Origin of the sequence: Psychrobacter sp. Ps7 (genome assembly GCF_022129225.1) — a bacterium.
Classification (GTDB): Bacteria; Pseudomonadota; Gammaproteobacteria; order Pseudomonadales; family Moraxellaceae; genus Psychrobacter; species Psychrobacter immobilis_A.
On record NZ_JADQAH010000056.1, the window covers coordinates 1 to 14,476 of the forward strand.

Annotated in this window: 12 protein-coding genes; 6 read left to right on the forward strand and 6 right to left on the reverse strand. The window is 42.6% G+C overall.

What is annotated here, in order from left to right; genetic code table 11:
• The first annotated feature begins 128 nt into the window (after positions 1-128).
• Together I3257_RS13475 and I3257_RS13480 are read left to right on the forward strand one after the other, a co-directional pair.
• Positions 129-755 (forward strand): GNAT family N-acetyltransferase, encoded by a 627-nt coding sequence (locus I3257_RS13475; protein ID WP_201553856.1) that lies wholly within the window; start codon positions 129-131, stop codon positions 753-755.
• A gap of 143 nt (positions 756-898) precedes the next feature.
• Complete coding sequence (locus I3257_RS13480; RefSeq protein WP_238050078.1) at positions 899-2,443, forward strand: bifunctional 2-methylcitrate dehydratase/aconitate hydratase; 1,545 nt, start codon at positions 899-901, stop codon at positions 2,441-2,443.
• A gap of 117 nt (positions 2,444-2,560) precedes the next feature.
• Here I3257_RS13480 and I3257_RS13485 read toward each other — a convergent pair whose 3' ends face one another.
• Positions 2,561-3,352, reverse strand: coding sequence for an SDR family oxidoreductase (locus tag I3257_RS13485; protein WP_238050079.1), 792 nt, complete (start codon positions 3,350-3,352; stop codon positions 2,561-2,563).
• Positions 3,353-3,592: 240 nt separating this feature from the next.
• Here I3257_RS13485 and I3257_RS13490 point away from each other — a divergent pair, with 240 nt between their 5' ends.
• Both I3257_RS13490 and I3257_RS13495 read left to right on the forward strand, forming a co-directional pair.
• A complete protein-coding gene (locus I3257_RS13490; protein WP_238050080.1) occupies positions 3,593-4,957 on the forward strand; it encodes a DUF2868 domain-containing protein in 1,365 nt (454 codons plus the stop codon).
• 130 nt (positions 4,958-5,087) lie between these two features.
• Positions 5,088-6,722, forward strand: a complete 1,635-nt coding sequence (locus tag I3257_RS13495) for a DUF3482 domain-containing protein (RefSeq protein ID WP_238050081.1) — start codon at positions 5,088-5,090, stop codon at positions 6,720-6,722.
• A gap of 34 nt (positions 6,723-6,756) precedes the next feature.
• Here the strand turns inward: I3257_RS13495 and I3257_RS13500 are convergent, their stop codons facing one another.
• The 3 genes from I3257_RS13500 to I3257_RS13510 form a co-directional block, all read right to left on the reverse strand.
• The gene (locus I3257_RS13500) at positions 6,757-7,785 is read right to left on the reverse strand and encodes an ArsA family ATPase (RefSeq protein WP_238050082.1); all 1,029 of its coding nucleotides are present in this window, start codon (positions 7,783-7,785) and stop codon (positions 6,757-6,759) included.
• 33 nt (positions 7,786-7,818) lie between these two features.
• A complete protein-coding gene (locus tag I3257_RS13505) occupies positions 7,819-8,112 on the reverse strand; it encodes a cory-CC-star protein (protein WP_238050083.1) in 294 nt (97 codons plus the stop codon).
• A 123-nt stretch (positions 8,113-8,235) separates the two neighbouring features.
• The gene (locus I3257_RS13510) at positions 8,236-9,915 is read right to left on the reverse strand and encodes a carbon starvation protein A (protein WP_055125815.1); all 1,680 of its coding nucleotides are present in this window, start codon (positions 9,913-9,915) and stop codon (positions 8,236-8,238) included.
• A gap of 296 nt (positions 9,916-10,211) precedes the next feature.
• Here I3257_RS13510 and I3257_RS13515 point away from each other — a divergent pair, with 296 nt between their 5' ends.
• Complete coding sequence (locus I3257_RS13515; RefSeq protein WP_087815390.1) at positions 10,212-10,880, forward strand: hypothetical protein; 669 nt, start codon at positions 10,212-10,214, stop codon at positions 10,878-10,880.
• Between the two features lie 102 nt (positions 10,881-10,982).
• On the forward strand, positions 10,983-11,546 hold the full coding sequence (locus tag I3257_RS13520; protein ID WP_045447249.1) for a hypoxanthine-guanine phosphoribosyltransferase: 564 nt from the start codon (positions 10,983-10,985) through the stop codon (positions 11,544-11,546).
• 80 nt (positions 11,547-11,626) lie between these two features.
• Here the strand turns inward: I3257_RS13520 and I3257_RS13525 are convergent, their stop codons facing one another.
• A complete protein-coding gene (locus I3257_RS13525) occupies positions 11,627-12,145 on the reverse strand; it encodes a MepB family protein (protein WP_238050084.1) in 519 nt (172 codons plus the stop codon).
• 37 nt (positions 12,146-12,182) lie between these two features.
• Positions 12,183-14,393 (reverse strand): exodeoxyribonuclease V subunit alpha, encoded by a 2,211-nt coding sequence (gene recD, locus I3257_RS13530; RefSeq protein ID WP_238050085.1) that lies wholly within the window; start codon positions 14,391-14,393, stop codon positions 12,183-12,185.
• Between the last annotated feature and the right edge of the window lie 83 nt (positions 14,394-14,476).

Genomic DNA, 14,476 nt, shown 5'->3' on the forward strand with positions numbered 1-14,476 from the left:
AATGCCATGTCGGACAGCTTAAATTTGGATAAAATCAGCCAGACTCTAAAGGGTTAGGAATGGTTAATCTGTGCCTAAATCGTTATAATGCCAATCTTTTACCGCCTATTTCCAGAAGCTAGCCCACTATGACTTGTGAATTTTCTATCAAAACCTTTGATGAGCTGACCTCAGTTGATCTCTATCATATTTTAAAAGCCCGATCACAAGTGTTTGTGGTTGAGCAAAACTGCGCTTATCAAGATATGGATGAGATGGACTTTGATTGCCTACATCTTATCGCGCATCAAAACGAGGCGTTGGTAGGCTACTGCCGTATCATTCCGCCTGAATTTAATAAATTAAAATCCAATCTATCGGTCGCCGACCCTACGATTAAGACCAATCATACTGCTATGCCTGCCATCGGTAGAGTGCTGGTATTATCAGAGCACAGAGGTGAAGGTATCGCACGGCAGATGATGATTCATGCCATTGCGCACTGCCGTAAAAAATATGGTAAAAAGCGCCCGATTATACTCTCTGCACAAGCCTACTTACTCAGCTTCTATGAGTCCTTGGGGTTTGTACCTGAAGGCGATCATTATCTCGAAGATAACATAGAGCATGTAAAAATGGTTCTATACGTTGCCAAGAAAAACAAAGTACAAAAAGAGCGTACTGAGTCTGCCTCCACAACGAACAAAGTATTAAGTTTTTTGCTGTTTATCATGGCGGCTTTATTTGTGTTAGGTCTGCTATATTTGATGATTTAAGCGCGCCGCAAGGTTTTAATTTTAACATAATTCAGTTTGGTTGTTTCATATTGAGTATGCTACTTTTAAATGATGGCTAATTTAAAAAAATGACCGAGATAATGGGTCAAGGAAGTAGCACACTCAAGGAAGAGGAGACAACCATGTCAAATGATAATTCAGATACAACAAATTCAAATAAAAATGATGCAACGGTAGAAAGCAATGTCCGTCCAGAATATGACATTGAGATTCAAAAGATTACTGATTATGTGCTTAATTATTCGATAGATAACGACTCCCCCAATAGCGCAGATGCTTGGAATACTGCGCGTCATTGCTTGATGGATACGCTTGGCTGCGGTCTGCTTGCGCTACGTTTCCCTGAATGTACTAAGCATCTGGGTCCTGATTGTGCCGATCAGCTCACACCTAATGGCGCGCGCGTCCCGGGTACAGCCCACAGACTAGATCCTATCAAAGCCGCATTCGATATTGGCTGTATCGTGCGCTGGCTTGATTATAATGACACGTGGCTGGCTGCTGAATGGGGACATCCTTCGGACAATTTAGGCGGTATCTTAGCGGTCGCCGATTATATCAGCCAACAAAGTGTCAGTCGCAATCATCCGCCATTAACCATGCGTGAGGTGCTCGAGGCTATGATTATGGCACATGAGATTCAGGGTGTAATTGCACTGGAAAACTCATTCAACCGTGTGGGTCTTGATCATGTGTTTTTAGTTAAATTGGCCTCTACCGCTGTGGTCGCCAAGCTCTATAAATTGCCACGTGAGCGTATCATGGCTGCCATCTCGCAGGCGATCGTCGATGGTCAGGCGTTGCGTACCTATCGTCATGCACCCAATGCCGGTAGCCGTAAATCTTGGGCGGCAGGCGACGCCACCAGTCGCGCAGTACGCTTGGTTGACATTACTCGTCGCGGTGAAATGGGTATCCCTGGGGCACTCTCTGCACCGCAATGGGGGTTTTATGATGTATTGTTTAGCCATACCAATAAAGACTTAGCCCTTAAACCTGCAAACGAGCGCCGTTTTACTTTCCAGCGTGAGTTCGGCAGTTACGTGATGGAAAATATCTTATTTAAGTTAAGCTTTCCTGCCGAGTTTCATGCGCAGACTGCTTGTGAGGCCGCTGTTATTTTACATCCACGCATTGATGACAGAATCGACGATATTGAAAAAATTGTCCTGACGACTCATGAATCCGCGATTAGAATCATCTCTAAAGAAGGCACATTGGCCAATCCTGCTGATCGCGATCATTGTTTGCAATATATGGTCGCGGTGCCTCTGCTCACTGGCGATTTAATGGCAGAAAATTATGAAGACGATTATCATGCACAGCACCATGTTTTGATCGATGGTCTACGCCGCAAAATGATCGTAGAAGAAGATGCGGGTTATTCAAAAGATTACCATGACCCAAGCAAGCGCTCGATTGCCAATGCTATTCAGATATTTTTTAAAGATGGTAGCAGTACCGACAAGGTTGTGGTCGAATACCCTATCGGACATAAGCGCCGCCGTACTGAGGGCTTGCCAATATTAGAAGCCAAGTTTCGTGCCAGTTTAGCAACGCGATTTATCGACAGTCGCTGTCAGGATATTTTTGCGCTTTGTAGCGATCAAACCCGCTTAGAGCACACACCTGTACATGAGTTTATGGACTTGTTTATGGCGAATTAAGCATTTGCCTATTTGAAAATTACCTTTATCTTATCAATAACATAGGGCGTGTCATTGTCTTTAATATAATGACAACGACACGCCTTTTTTTATTTATTAATAACTAGCTTCTAAAAACTACCAAGGTATGGATTCCCCTGCCCAGTCAACAAAACTGCCTGATTGCAACGCCGTCATACGGTTAAGCACTTCTAATAAGCATTCTGCGCTGTAGGCTGGCGAGAACAACTGACCTTCAGCCACATTACCTTGAAAAGGGGCTGATAGTTGCGTATTTACCGTTCCTGGCTGCATGACAACCACACACACGTCTTTAAGCGAGCGACTCCATTCAATACTCAGGTTTTTCATGCCCATATTGAGCGCCGCCTTACTCATGCGATAGCTATACCAGCCGCCCAGCTGGTTGTCACTGATACTGCCAACACGTGCAGATATCGTCGCAAAGATTGCGGGCTTGTCATTACTACGCGCAGATTTGGCTAATAGTGGTCTAAAATGCTTGGCAATAAGCAAGCTGGCTAAGGCGTTCACTTGCATGTTTTGTAAAAAGAAATCAGTCTCAACCTGACGCAGCGCTTTTTCTGGCTGCTGCGTCGCCGTATGTAATAACCCTGCACAATTGATAATCCAATCAATATGAGTGGTTTGCTGCTGAGTAACCTCGGCTGCTTGCTCGATACTTTGTTCTTCGCAGATATTCATGGGTATCCAATGCAGATTGTCAGCCTCAAAATCAGGTACATTGCGATGATAAGTCGCAAAGACATGGATACCTTGTTTTCTACCATTATCAGTATTCGCATTCTCATCCTTATTGTCACTGGCAGTGCCATTTACTAATTGCTCAATCATCGCTCTACCAATGCCGCCTGTACCACCAACGATTAGATATGTTCTGTTATTCATGATGATTCCTTTTTTGGATTCTCTTTAACAGCGTTTTTTCACCCTCTGTTTTTTTACACTATTGTCATTATCATTTTGTTCATTATTCATTTTGGCTGATTTTTATTGTTTTTACCATGATAAAAATGCTTAATAAATGTTCATTTTTTAACATTTGGCGAAGGCGTGTCCTCATATATACGCTACAATAATCAAGAATTATCTCCTACAAAAACGCCTTTATATGGATGTTATCGCATTATGCTATCACCCCAAGATCAATTGACTGAGTTGGTACGCACACTTGAGACGCAGCAACATGTCTTTGCCACTGACCCTCTACTTATCACGGAAAAACTACAAGGTGAGGATGGCAAACCCATTCAAAAATTGCACCGCCGAGCCTCACGTATCGATAGTAACGGTGCGCTGGCACGAGTATTGGGCAAAATTGACGGGCGTATCAAAGGCATTATGGTGGTCATGAGCGTGGTGTGGTGTCTCTCAGGATTTTTAGGCTTATTCACCTTACTACAGACCAATGTGGTGAATTTCTTTTATGTATTGGTTTGCTTGCTGGGTTTTCATACCATTATGCTGTTAGGCTGGCTGGTGATGACCCTGATTAATCAAGGCAAGCCGTCTTCGAATTGGTTTGCCAATTTTGTCAGTCCCAGTTATCTGATACGTGGTAAAGACGATATTACCAAGGCGGCAGTCGATTTGTACGAGCGCCAATTACAGCATAGCGGGATGCGCTGGTATTTGGGACGATTTAGTCATCAGTTATGGCTGGCAACGTTGACGGGCATGCTGCTGGCGATTATTTTCCTGTTGATTGTGCGTCAGTATAGCTTTAGCTGGGAGTCGACTTTACTATCCGATCAAGCGCTAATTACTTTGACACAGGTACTTGGCTGGTTACCAAGTATGGTTGGGTTTGATGTGCCAGATAGCAACGCTATTGTACAGAGTCGCTTGGTGACTGATGCTATGCCATTGACTGTTGCGCGGCAATGGGCAGGCTTATTGGTTGGTAGTTTACTGATGTACGGTATTGTACCAAGAGCGATTGCTTGGGCGTTTTGCGCATTGATGTTCCGTCGTAAAAAGATGCGGTTGGACATCAAGCAGCCCTATTATCAAAAGATTTTAAGCTTTTGGCAACGTCAGGTGGTAGATGCTGATGACTTTAATGAAGTGCCCGTTCCTATTGCGCCAAAAGCAGCCGTCAGCGCTGGCAAGAAGCTGGTTGCTTTGCTTGAGTATCCAGCAGAGCAGGATAACTGGTGGCTTGCAGGTCTGGATGCCAATATTAATAATAGCGAGATAGAGAATTTCGGTATCGTTGATGATCGTGACGATATGGCACGTTTGAAGACGTATTTAGACAGTCACCCAGTGCAGGTCTTACTTGGTATTCATCATAAAGCCTTACCTGACCGTGGCACGCTACGCAAACTTGATCAAATCGCTGCTCACGCCAAAGATGGACTCATCGTGCAGCTGCTGAGTGATGCAAGCGCTTTAGACTTAACCAAGCAGGTTGCAGACAATCAAGATGTTCGTTATCAGCAGTGGCAAACCGCACTCTCTGCCCGCAACATTGGTCTAGTGAATAATTGATTAACTAGCCAAACTGGGATTATCAGTTACTTAAGACAAATGGTTAGTATTAATACCGAAATAGCACACAATTTGTTCTACAATAAAAGCCACTGTATGTTTTGGTCATTAATAAATATAAGACGATATTATGAATAATGATAATAAAAAAGAGAGTTATGAACACAATAAGCCTGCTGGTCTCTTTGCAGATAAGGCTTATGAGGCAACCTCTAATACCGCAAACAGCACTTTAAAATCAGCTGTAACTGAGTCAGTGGAAACTCAAGACAATCAACCTTTATCAACTGAACCATTAACAACAACGACAAGTATGACAAGGAAAACCATCGCCAGTGGTGAACCGCTAAAATTGGCCGTCGTTGGTCATACCAATACGGGCAAGACATCCATACTGCGTACACTATTGCGTGACGTCTATTTTGGTGAAGTCAAAAACGAAGCCGCAACTACCCGTCATGTAGAGCAAGCCAAATTAACAGACAGCCAAACGGGCGAAGTGTTGGTGGTATTGTATGACACACCGGGTTTAGAAGATGCGTCAGGATTAATGGATTGGTTAGAGGACAATACCGCCAGTCGGCGTGATGGCATTGAGCGTTTGCAGCAGTTTTTGGCAGCAGATATTGCCCAAGGTGGTGATGCCTTAAGTAGCAATGAGGACTATAGCCAAGAGGCCAAAGTGATTCGGCAGCTGCTGGCAAGTGATATGGCCATTTATGTCGTCGATGCACGTGAGCCAGTACTCGGTAAATATAAAGACGAGTTAGCTATTTTATCTTGGGCAGCGATTCCTGTTATGCCGGTATTTAATTTCACTGACGCTCAAGATGCCAATATAGATGAGTGGCAGACGATGCTGGCAAGACGTAATTTGCATATTTCTACACGCTTTGACTCCGTGGCTTTTGAATTTGAAGATGAAATGCGCTTATGGCAGAATTTAGCCACCATGCTTACCCACTCTGAGATGCTTGAGCAGTTGATGGCACGTCGTACTGAAGACTGGGCACAGCTTTATGATGAGGCTAACATTATCATTGCTGATTTTTTAATCAATGTTGCTGCTTTTGTTCGTGAGATTAGTGAAGATGATGACCCAATGCCAGTATTACAGCAAATGCAAGAGGCCGTGAGACAAAGTGAACGGGCGATGCAGAACAACTTGCTCAATTTATATAAGTTTTATGACAATGACGTAGCAGCAACCCCACTTGAGCTACAGGCCTATCAGCAAGACCCGTTCGACCCTGAGCTGCTAAAAAGTTACGGTATTCGCACCACTTCTGGCGCGGCAGCTGGCGCGTTATTAGGTCTTGGCATCGATGCTGCAGCACTTGGCACTACTTTAGGATTAGGTGCTGCCATTGGCGGTATCGCAGGTGGGCTGTTATCTAATACCAGTAGTATTGCCGATAGAATCACTGGGGTAAAACGTTTGTATATCGACCCTGCTACTCTAACCTTGCTGGCCACCCGAGCCATAGATTTACTCACGGCCCTACGTCATCGTGGTCATGCGGCAACCGATGCCACGCAATTGCTGTATAAAGGTGAGAAATCCAGTATTGAACAGTCGTTAGATGACGAAAGCACCACTGTCACACCATGGCCAACACATAAATTGCCCAGTGAGCTAAAAAAAGCTCGTGGTAAACCGCAATGGTCATCACTCAGTAGTGGTAAGTCTGAACAAGCGCAGCTATTACGAGCAGATATGGCATGGTCGCTGGCAAGTAAGCTACAGTCATATAAACCTGAGTAATTATCGTCAAGTTTGACTAAAGTTGTAGATGTTATTATTTAAGTACTGGTCGCAATAGAGCACCTAGTGCAACAGTACCGCGTACGTCCGTTTGCTGCAAATAAATGGGATACAGCGGATACTTGGGAAAACTTTGCTCAATATCTTGCATTAGCTGTTGCTGGCGCTCAGCACGACGCTGCCAAAACGTATCGGACTGGGTCGAATCTATTAACTGATTGATAACGATTGCGGCTGGCATAAGCTTACTGTCTTCTAACTGAGCTATCGCTCGCTTTGTTTCAGCCAGTGGCAATACATCAGCCGTCATCACTAATACAATGGCGGTTTGTGTACGGTCATGCAGTAGCAACCCTGCCTGACGAAACAGCTGTTTGCGTTTCTCTAGTACGGATACTGCTTGCTCCCAGCGATCATTCCTCTTTTCAGCAAACGGATTGGCTAAATCATTGTCATTTTTTTTCTGGATTTTTTGCTCATGACTACCCAAATGATTTGCCACTGAGCGCAGTTTTGCCTGCCGCCGCTGCTGCGCTAGCAATCCATCCGTCCATGCCCCCATCATTTCAGGCAGCACTAATAAACGCAGTGTATGTCCCGTCGGTGCGGTATCAAAAATAATATGCTCATAGCCGGCATCTGCTGCTGCAACCAAGTGCTGGCACATAGATTCGAGCATGGCGGCTTCTTGTGCGCCAGGTGCTGATTTTGATAGCCGTAGATGTTCGCGAATTTTTGGCATCATGTCTGGGTTTGCATAGGAAGTAATGGTGCGTTCAACTTGGGCAAAATGCTCATCGACGATGATATCAGGGTTTAGTTCAATAGCATCTAGACAAGAAGTTACTGCTGTTTTTTGGTTTTTTAGTGGGACGTTTAACACATCGCCCAAGCTGTGTGCTGGATCGGTCGAGACAATCAGTGTCTTTTTGCCATGATTGGCATAATAGCTGGCAAGTGCGGCGGCAGTGGTGGTTTTACCGACACCGCCCTTGCCACCGATAAATATAATCGGCTGCTTTGCCAGTTGCTCTACCAATGCGGGTAAAGGGTGTGATGCCATACTTGTATCTCATTTTTATGAATTCAAAGGAAACTAGCAGCAACCTACGTGGTCAAAAGGGCATCTATCCATACCCATTCTGGTATGCCATTCATGGAAGTTTTCTAAAAACAAAGGCTGCAACTCTAATGTATAAAAGCTTGCCGGATTGTCGATACCCAAGCTTTCCGCAAACATGAGTAGCATGAAAAAATCTTCTTCATCACGTGCGGCACGTGCCATCGTCTGGCGATAAGGCGCATGATAAAACTCGTTTAACCCAGCCGCAAACCGTTGCCACCATGGTTCAATATTTTTTATAGGGTTTGTCATATCTGCCTTTTCCATAATGACCCTTATTTTGCGTATACTTATTATCTATCATGCCTATATGAGACAAAAAACGCCAGCAATTGCTGCTAGCGTTTTTTATACATTTTAGTAAATATTTAACTAGGCATTCAACATGGCTTAGAGGTTGCTTTTGCCTCTGTGTATCGACCACTCTTTGCGGAGTACTGATAGACTCTCAAACGTCACTAAAATCGTGGCTATCAAAATAATGATATCCATAATAATAAGCAGCCAATTACCATCATTGAAAAAGGTTTTTAGCTGAATCAATAACGCAAAAACCGTCATGACCAGTAAGAATGACAATGGCCCCAAGGTATACCACACAGGTCTGCCTTTACGTAACAATATAACGGTGACAATCATCAAGGTTAATGCAGCCATTAGCTGATTCGTCGTGCCAAATAACGGCCAAATAATCATACCGCCAGCACCATCGATGCCACCAGCACCAAAGGCTAATAACAAACAGCTACCAACAGCAAGCAATGTTGCCACCACACTTTTATTTAGAACAGGCAGTTTATAAATTTCACCAAACTCTTGGAAAATATAGCGTTGCAAACGTACCCCAGTATCCATCGTAGTACCAGCGAACAAGGCTGCCATTACCGTTAGCATCGTCTGCGATAAAACCATATCAATACCGACGCCTGCATTCAGTATGGTTGCACCGCCATCAATAAAGGCACCAATAGAGCCGTCGCCAAATTTTTGATACACTGCTTGCCAGTCGCCAAGGGTTGCAAAGCCTGCCGTTGCCGCAAGTATCGCACCCAGTGCCAGCATACCCTCACCCATGGCACCGAAGTAACCAACAAATCGCACATCTTCTTCTTTATCAATCTGTTTGGATGTTGTACCCGTTGCCACCAAACCATGAAAGCCTGAAATTGCACCACAAGCAATGGTCACAAACAATAAAGGCACCATAGATGGTGTGCCGATTGGCAATGCCGTGTTTATCGCTGGCGCGACAATATTCGGCGTCGCAATAAAAATGGCAGCGTATAACAAAATTAGACCGACAAATAGCTGTAAGCCATTGATGTAATCGCGCGGCTGCAAGAGCATCCAAACCGGTAATAAAGAAGCGATTGCCGCATAAGCAAACAAGATAATAATCCAAACAGCATTGTCAGGTAACCCTAAGAATGTCTCAGGCAATACAACAGGGAACATAGGACCAAGATAGATAAGCCCATATAAAGCCGTGACCCCAATGATTGATACCCAAACCAGATTCATCTTATAGCGATAAATACACTGACCGATAATAAAGGCGACTATCAAAGCCCCCCAAACAGGTAGCACAGCGGACGGGGTTTTTATCATCATATTAGCAATAGCGACACCAAATACCGCATTTACCATGAGTAATAATAGGAAGATAACGATCATCATCAAGCTACGTACACGTGTACCCATGACGGTACCGGCAATCGAGCCAATCGATTGACCTCGATTGCGCATACTTGCCCAAATGGCTGACATATCGTGGACACCTGCCATAAAAATCGTGCCCAATACTACCCAAATGATAGCAGGCACCCAGCCCCAAATAACGGCAATGGCAGGACCAATAATCGGAGCCGCTCCTGCGACTGAAGTAAAATGGTGTCCCCATAGCACGTATTTATTGGTAGGGATATAATCTACCCCATCTTTCATAGTGTGCGCTGGCGTGGGGATACTGTTATCCAATGCCAATATTTTAGTAGCGATAAATTTTGAGTAAAACAGATAACCGCAAAGCATCGCGGCAACAGCAAACACTAGCACGATTGCACTATTCATCTTATCTCTCCTTAGACAAGTAATAGGTAGCCTTATAAGTTCAAGCTTTTTAATTTAGAATATAAAAAATATGTTAAATTAGTCGGCGACTAGTGACTTAGCGCACCTGTCCAAAGGCTGTTTATAGAAGTACTGTGGTATCATCATCCATTAATAAGGCTTTGCATTCTATCGTTAGCACATGTCACTAGTCAGCATATGGTGAGTCTTTGACTGCAACCCATTTAGATACTAACTGATTTAATGACAAATGTAACGCTGGTTAAACATGAAAAACAACAAATAAAGGAAGCACCATGGCGCATTATTTTGGGTTTGTACCTTCAGATAAATTGAAAGCATTAATCATTGACGCTGAGCAAGTGATTGCCTCAAATGAGGAGGTCGAATACTACCCATATCGTGATGCCCTGACGCATCAAACAGCACGTGATCTAATCGACAATTTGTTGATTGGATTGGTAGACATTATTCCAAACCCTGAACGTCAAGCTTCAATGCGCAAAATTGTTGGCACAGTTGAAAAAGCGACAGATACGCTGCTTAATATCTTACTCGGTAAAGAGGATAACGAAGAAGTGATGCCAAGCTTTCACTTCTTGAGAGATCGGGCGACGTTTATTGATAATGAAGGTGTAAAACGAGTGGGTTTCAAATTATCTGATGCAGATGCACAAACCATCGAAAAAGGCTTTGCTGCTATCACACCTGAGCAAGTAGATATGAAAGCATTTAAAACAGCGCTTGAAACCATGAATGAAGAGACATTGACTCATTTTATCAGCCGCTATGCTGAAACGCTGAAACTTGGCATGATTAAACGCAAAGCTGTCCCAGTGGCCAAAGCCGCCATTGATAAAGGCATGAGTATGGCCTTAAATAAGTTGCTACCCGACCTACCGGATCGCTCTTTAAATCGTTTAGCAAACTATTACCGCCCTTTCATCGTAGAAAAGCCGGAATAAATGCCAGTATTTGATTAATTTTGCCTCAAAAGACAGATGGTATTGGGCAAATTCACTAAAATTTGCTAAAATAAGCGGCACTTTTTACCGAAGGCGCACCCGATGACCCAAATCAGCAACCAAGAAATTGAAAAAACATTACGCAACTCAGAGTGCCTTATCAGTAGCATCGAAGTAGCCGCTGCTTATGAGCGCCTTGCCGCCCAGCTCAACCTACATTATGCTGGTTTAAACCCAATCGTTATGGTTGTTATGAATGGTGGACTTATTCCAGCTGGTCAATTATTGACTCATTTGACGTTCTATCATCGCATGCATTATATTCATGCATCACGCTATCGTGATAATGCAGGCACCAATGAGCTAGATTGGAAATTCAAACCTGATGTTAGTATCGAAGGTGAGCATGTATTGCTGATTGACGATATTTTTGATGAAGGTATCACGCTAAAAACAGTTGTCGAAGAATTAAGTAAAGAAAAACCTTTATCACTTGAATGTTGTGTGTTGCTTAATAAAGAGCATGATCGTAAAGTTGAAGACTTTGATGTTGATTTTGTCGGTATCAATGTTGCAGATCGTTATGTCTATGGCTGTGGTATGGATTTCCATGGTTACTTGCGTCATCTGCCTGGCATCTATGCCATCAAAGAAGACAAAGTTTAAGTTCTGCATTTGAGTTCAAAAAAAGCATCCAATTTGGATGCTTTTTTATTGCTTGGATTTTGCACTTACTGTTAATTTTGCTACTCATACAATGCCCGTATTTTTTCTGTAGGCAGTATGTTTGTAACAGTCACCACAAAGAAATAATCGAGTTGCCAATCTTGTGTCTTCTTAGCGGTATTACTGATTGGCTTATCCCAGCTAGGATACACCCTGATAGCCATCTTACCTTTTGTAAAATGAGACTGAAGAATATTATGTCTAAGCAAGACATTTTTTGGAAAAACAAACTGCCCCAATGTATGGTTGTCTTTAAATGTCGTGATTACTAACAAGTCTGGTGACGAATCATATTGAAAAGGTTGATTAATACCTTTGGAATCTTTTTCCCAAAAGGTAACGAACTGCCCTATTTTTGAGGGTGTTTGCTTGGCAACTCTAAATCTAACCGTTTTAGCAGCCAGTTGATTCATTAGTTCAAATGTACCAGCAGCATATTCTGAATTTTGTTGTTCTTCCTTAGTTGAAGCAATAATCAATTGGTTGGGCTTATAAATAATTTCACTAATATGCTCTAGCGCAGTATCAAAGGTATGCAACTCTAGTCCCCTTTTTGTATTTCTTAGTATTTGTCTATTAACGCTGAGAAAACTGTAATGCCAAACCTGTGTGACGCTCAGTAGGTGTTTGAACAGCCTTTTCAAAAGCAGATTTTGTACTATATATGGTTACCTGTTTTTTAGCACGGGTCACCGCCGTATAAATAAGCTCTTTGCTTAGCAATCTAGCATGACTATTATCAAAAGTAATGGCAACGTGCTCAAACTCAGATCCTTGCGATTTATGAATGGTCATCGCATATGCGGTGGCAATTACCTCTTCGTTTAGCAGATTGACGGGAATCCCCTGTGTTTTATTCTCGAAAAAAACTTCTAATCGACTTCTTTCATCCGATGTTTGTAAGCAAAAACCAATATCACCATTAAATAACCCTAACTCATAGTTGTTTTGTAAAACCATCACAGGACGACCATGAAACCATGTATTTTGCCCCAATGGTAGCTTTAGTTCAGTTAGGTGCCATTGAGTGAGATAGTTATTAATGTAGTGATCGCCCCACTCGCCATTATGGCCAGCACTTAGAATTCTAAACTTATTAAATGTCTCCATTAGTGATGTAATCGTATTTTTTACTGATTCTGGTATGGATTTTTTGATTGGATCTTTTAGGAGCTTTTTTACTCTATTCATATATTCGATATATTTTAACGACATTTTTGGAATAATTTTTTTATTGCTTAGGCTATTTTTTGTCTGATTATCTTTAAACTCATTTGTTTGCAGCGTATTTATATATTGAAAATTCAAGGCTTCATCCTGCCTTAACAGCTGCCAGATGGCCTGCGTATCTACCTCTGCCTGATTAATTTGGTAGGCAAGTTTGCCAATACCTGATTCTGCGCTAAATCTGCGGCTTTCGGTTAACTCTGCATGAATGGGTTGTAACAGTGGAATACGGCACAAGTCAGCCAATACTGCTCCTGCATCGACTGCTGCCAATTGGTTCGCATCTCCTAGCATTATGAGCCTTGCACCTGGTTTCACTGCACTCACGAGATAATTAGCCAACTCGACCCCGAGCATCGACGCCTCATCAACGATGATGATATCTTCACCGAGTGGATTGTTAGTATCGTAGCGCGGTCTGCCCGTCCGACCAATACCTAACAAACGATGGATGGTTTTAGCTTCTTGTAACTGTAGATCAATATTTGCTGCATCGAGAGCCGCCTGTAAAGATTCTTGCATGCGCTGGGCGGCCTTACCAGTTGGTGCTGCCAAAGCTAGACTGGCACTGTCCGTACTGAATCTAATATTTTCAGCCCCGTATCCCCCACTCTCTGTCGCTTGTTGCAGCGCAATGACTAACTGCGCCACGGTATAGGTTTTACCTGTACCTGGACCACCAGTGATGATGCTAAATGCATTATTATTAGCCACATTAATAGCTGCTATCTGCTGATCGTTTAAATTTTTGGGTATTGATATATTTAGAGGGGTTATCTGTTGATTTAAAATAGTATTAATGTGCTGTGCTAAATTAAACTCGGCTTGCCATGCACGATGTAGCCAAAAAGTTAGTGCTAGCTTTGTTTCATTATTAGTCTGACTTTCTTGAATTTTATATATGATAGGTTTATTTTTGCTTAGGCTATTTACTTTATCGTTATTATTAATGCTAGTATTAACCTCAGCAAACAAATCGTGTTCATTAACTAGGCGTATAAAAAAATTTAAGTCCGTATTTTTCAATAATTGGTATAGCATAGCAATCATGTCAAAACGCTTGGTTAGCACCTCTTTTTCGTGGTTGCTAAGCGCCAATTGCATCCACAGCTGCTCTTTCTTATCAAATAGCGTGTCTAGCAATACGAATAGCGACCTTTCAGTTATAGAGTCATCTTCTGATTGCGTATTTAGTTTGCTATCTATTAGCGCAAAGATTGGCATTGCTAGCATCTCTAATAACTGTTGCTGCCAAGCATATAGCGTAACTACCTCATTATTGATTTGACCTTGCAATGCTTCTTCATGCTCAGCGTCCTCAATGGTTAATACGGTATGCCCCTCTTCCAAATGAGTCGCTAACATAACGAATAAAGCGGTGAATAAATTACTTTCTTCTGTTTTAGCGACTTGCTTGCTATCAGTATTAGCTTTTGCCTCTGTTGCGTTATAGGCTAAATACGTTTGCTCGCGGCGTAGCAATATATAATCACTGATATTGCTAGTCCAGCTTTGTTGTAGCCCAATTACTGCCTTGCTCTCTTTTTTATTATTACTCATCGTATGCTTGTCTCTATGTTGAAATAGTTAGGGCGTGTTGAACATTGGGAATAAAACGATGGCAAAAAAATAGCAAACGGTTA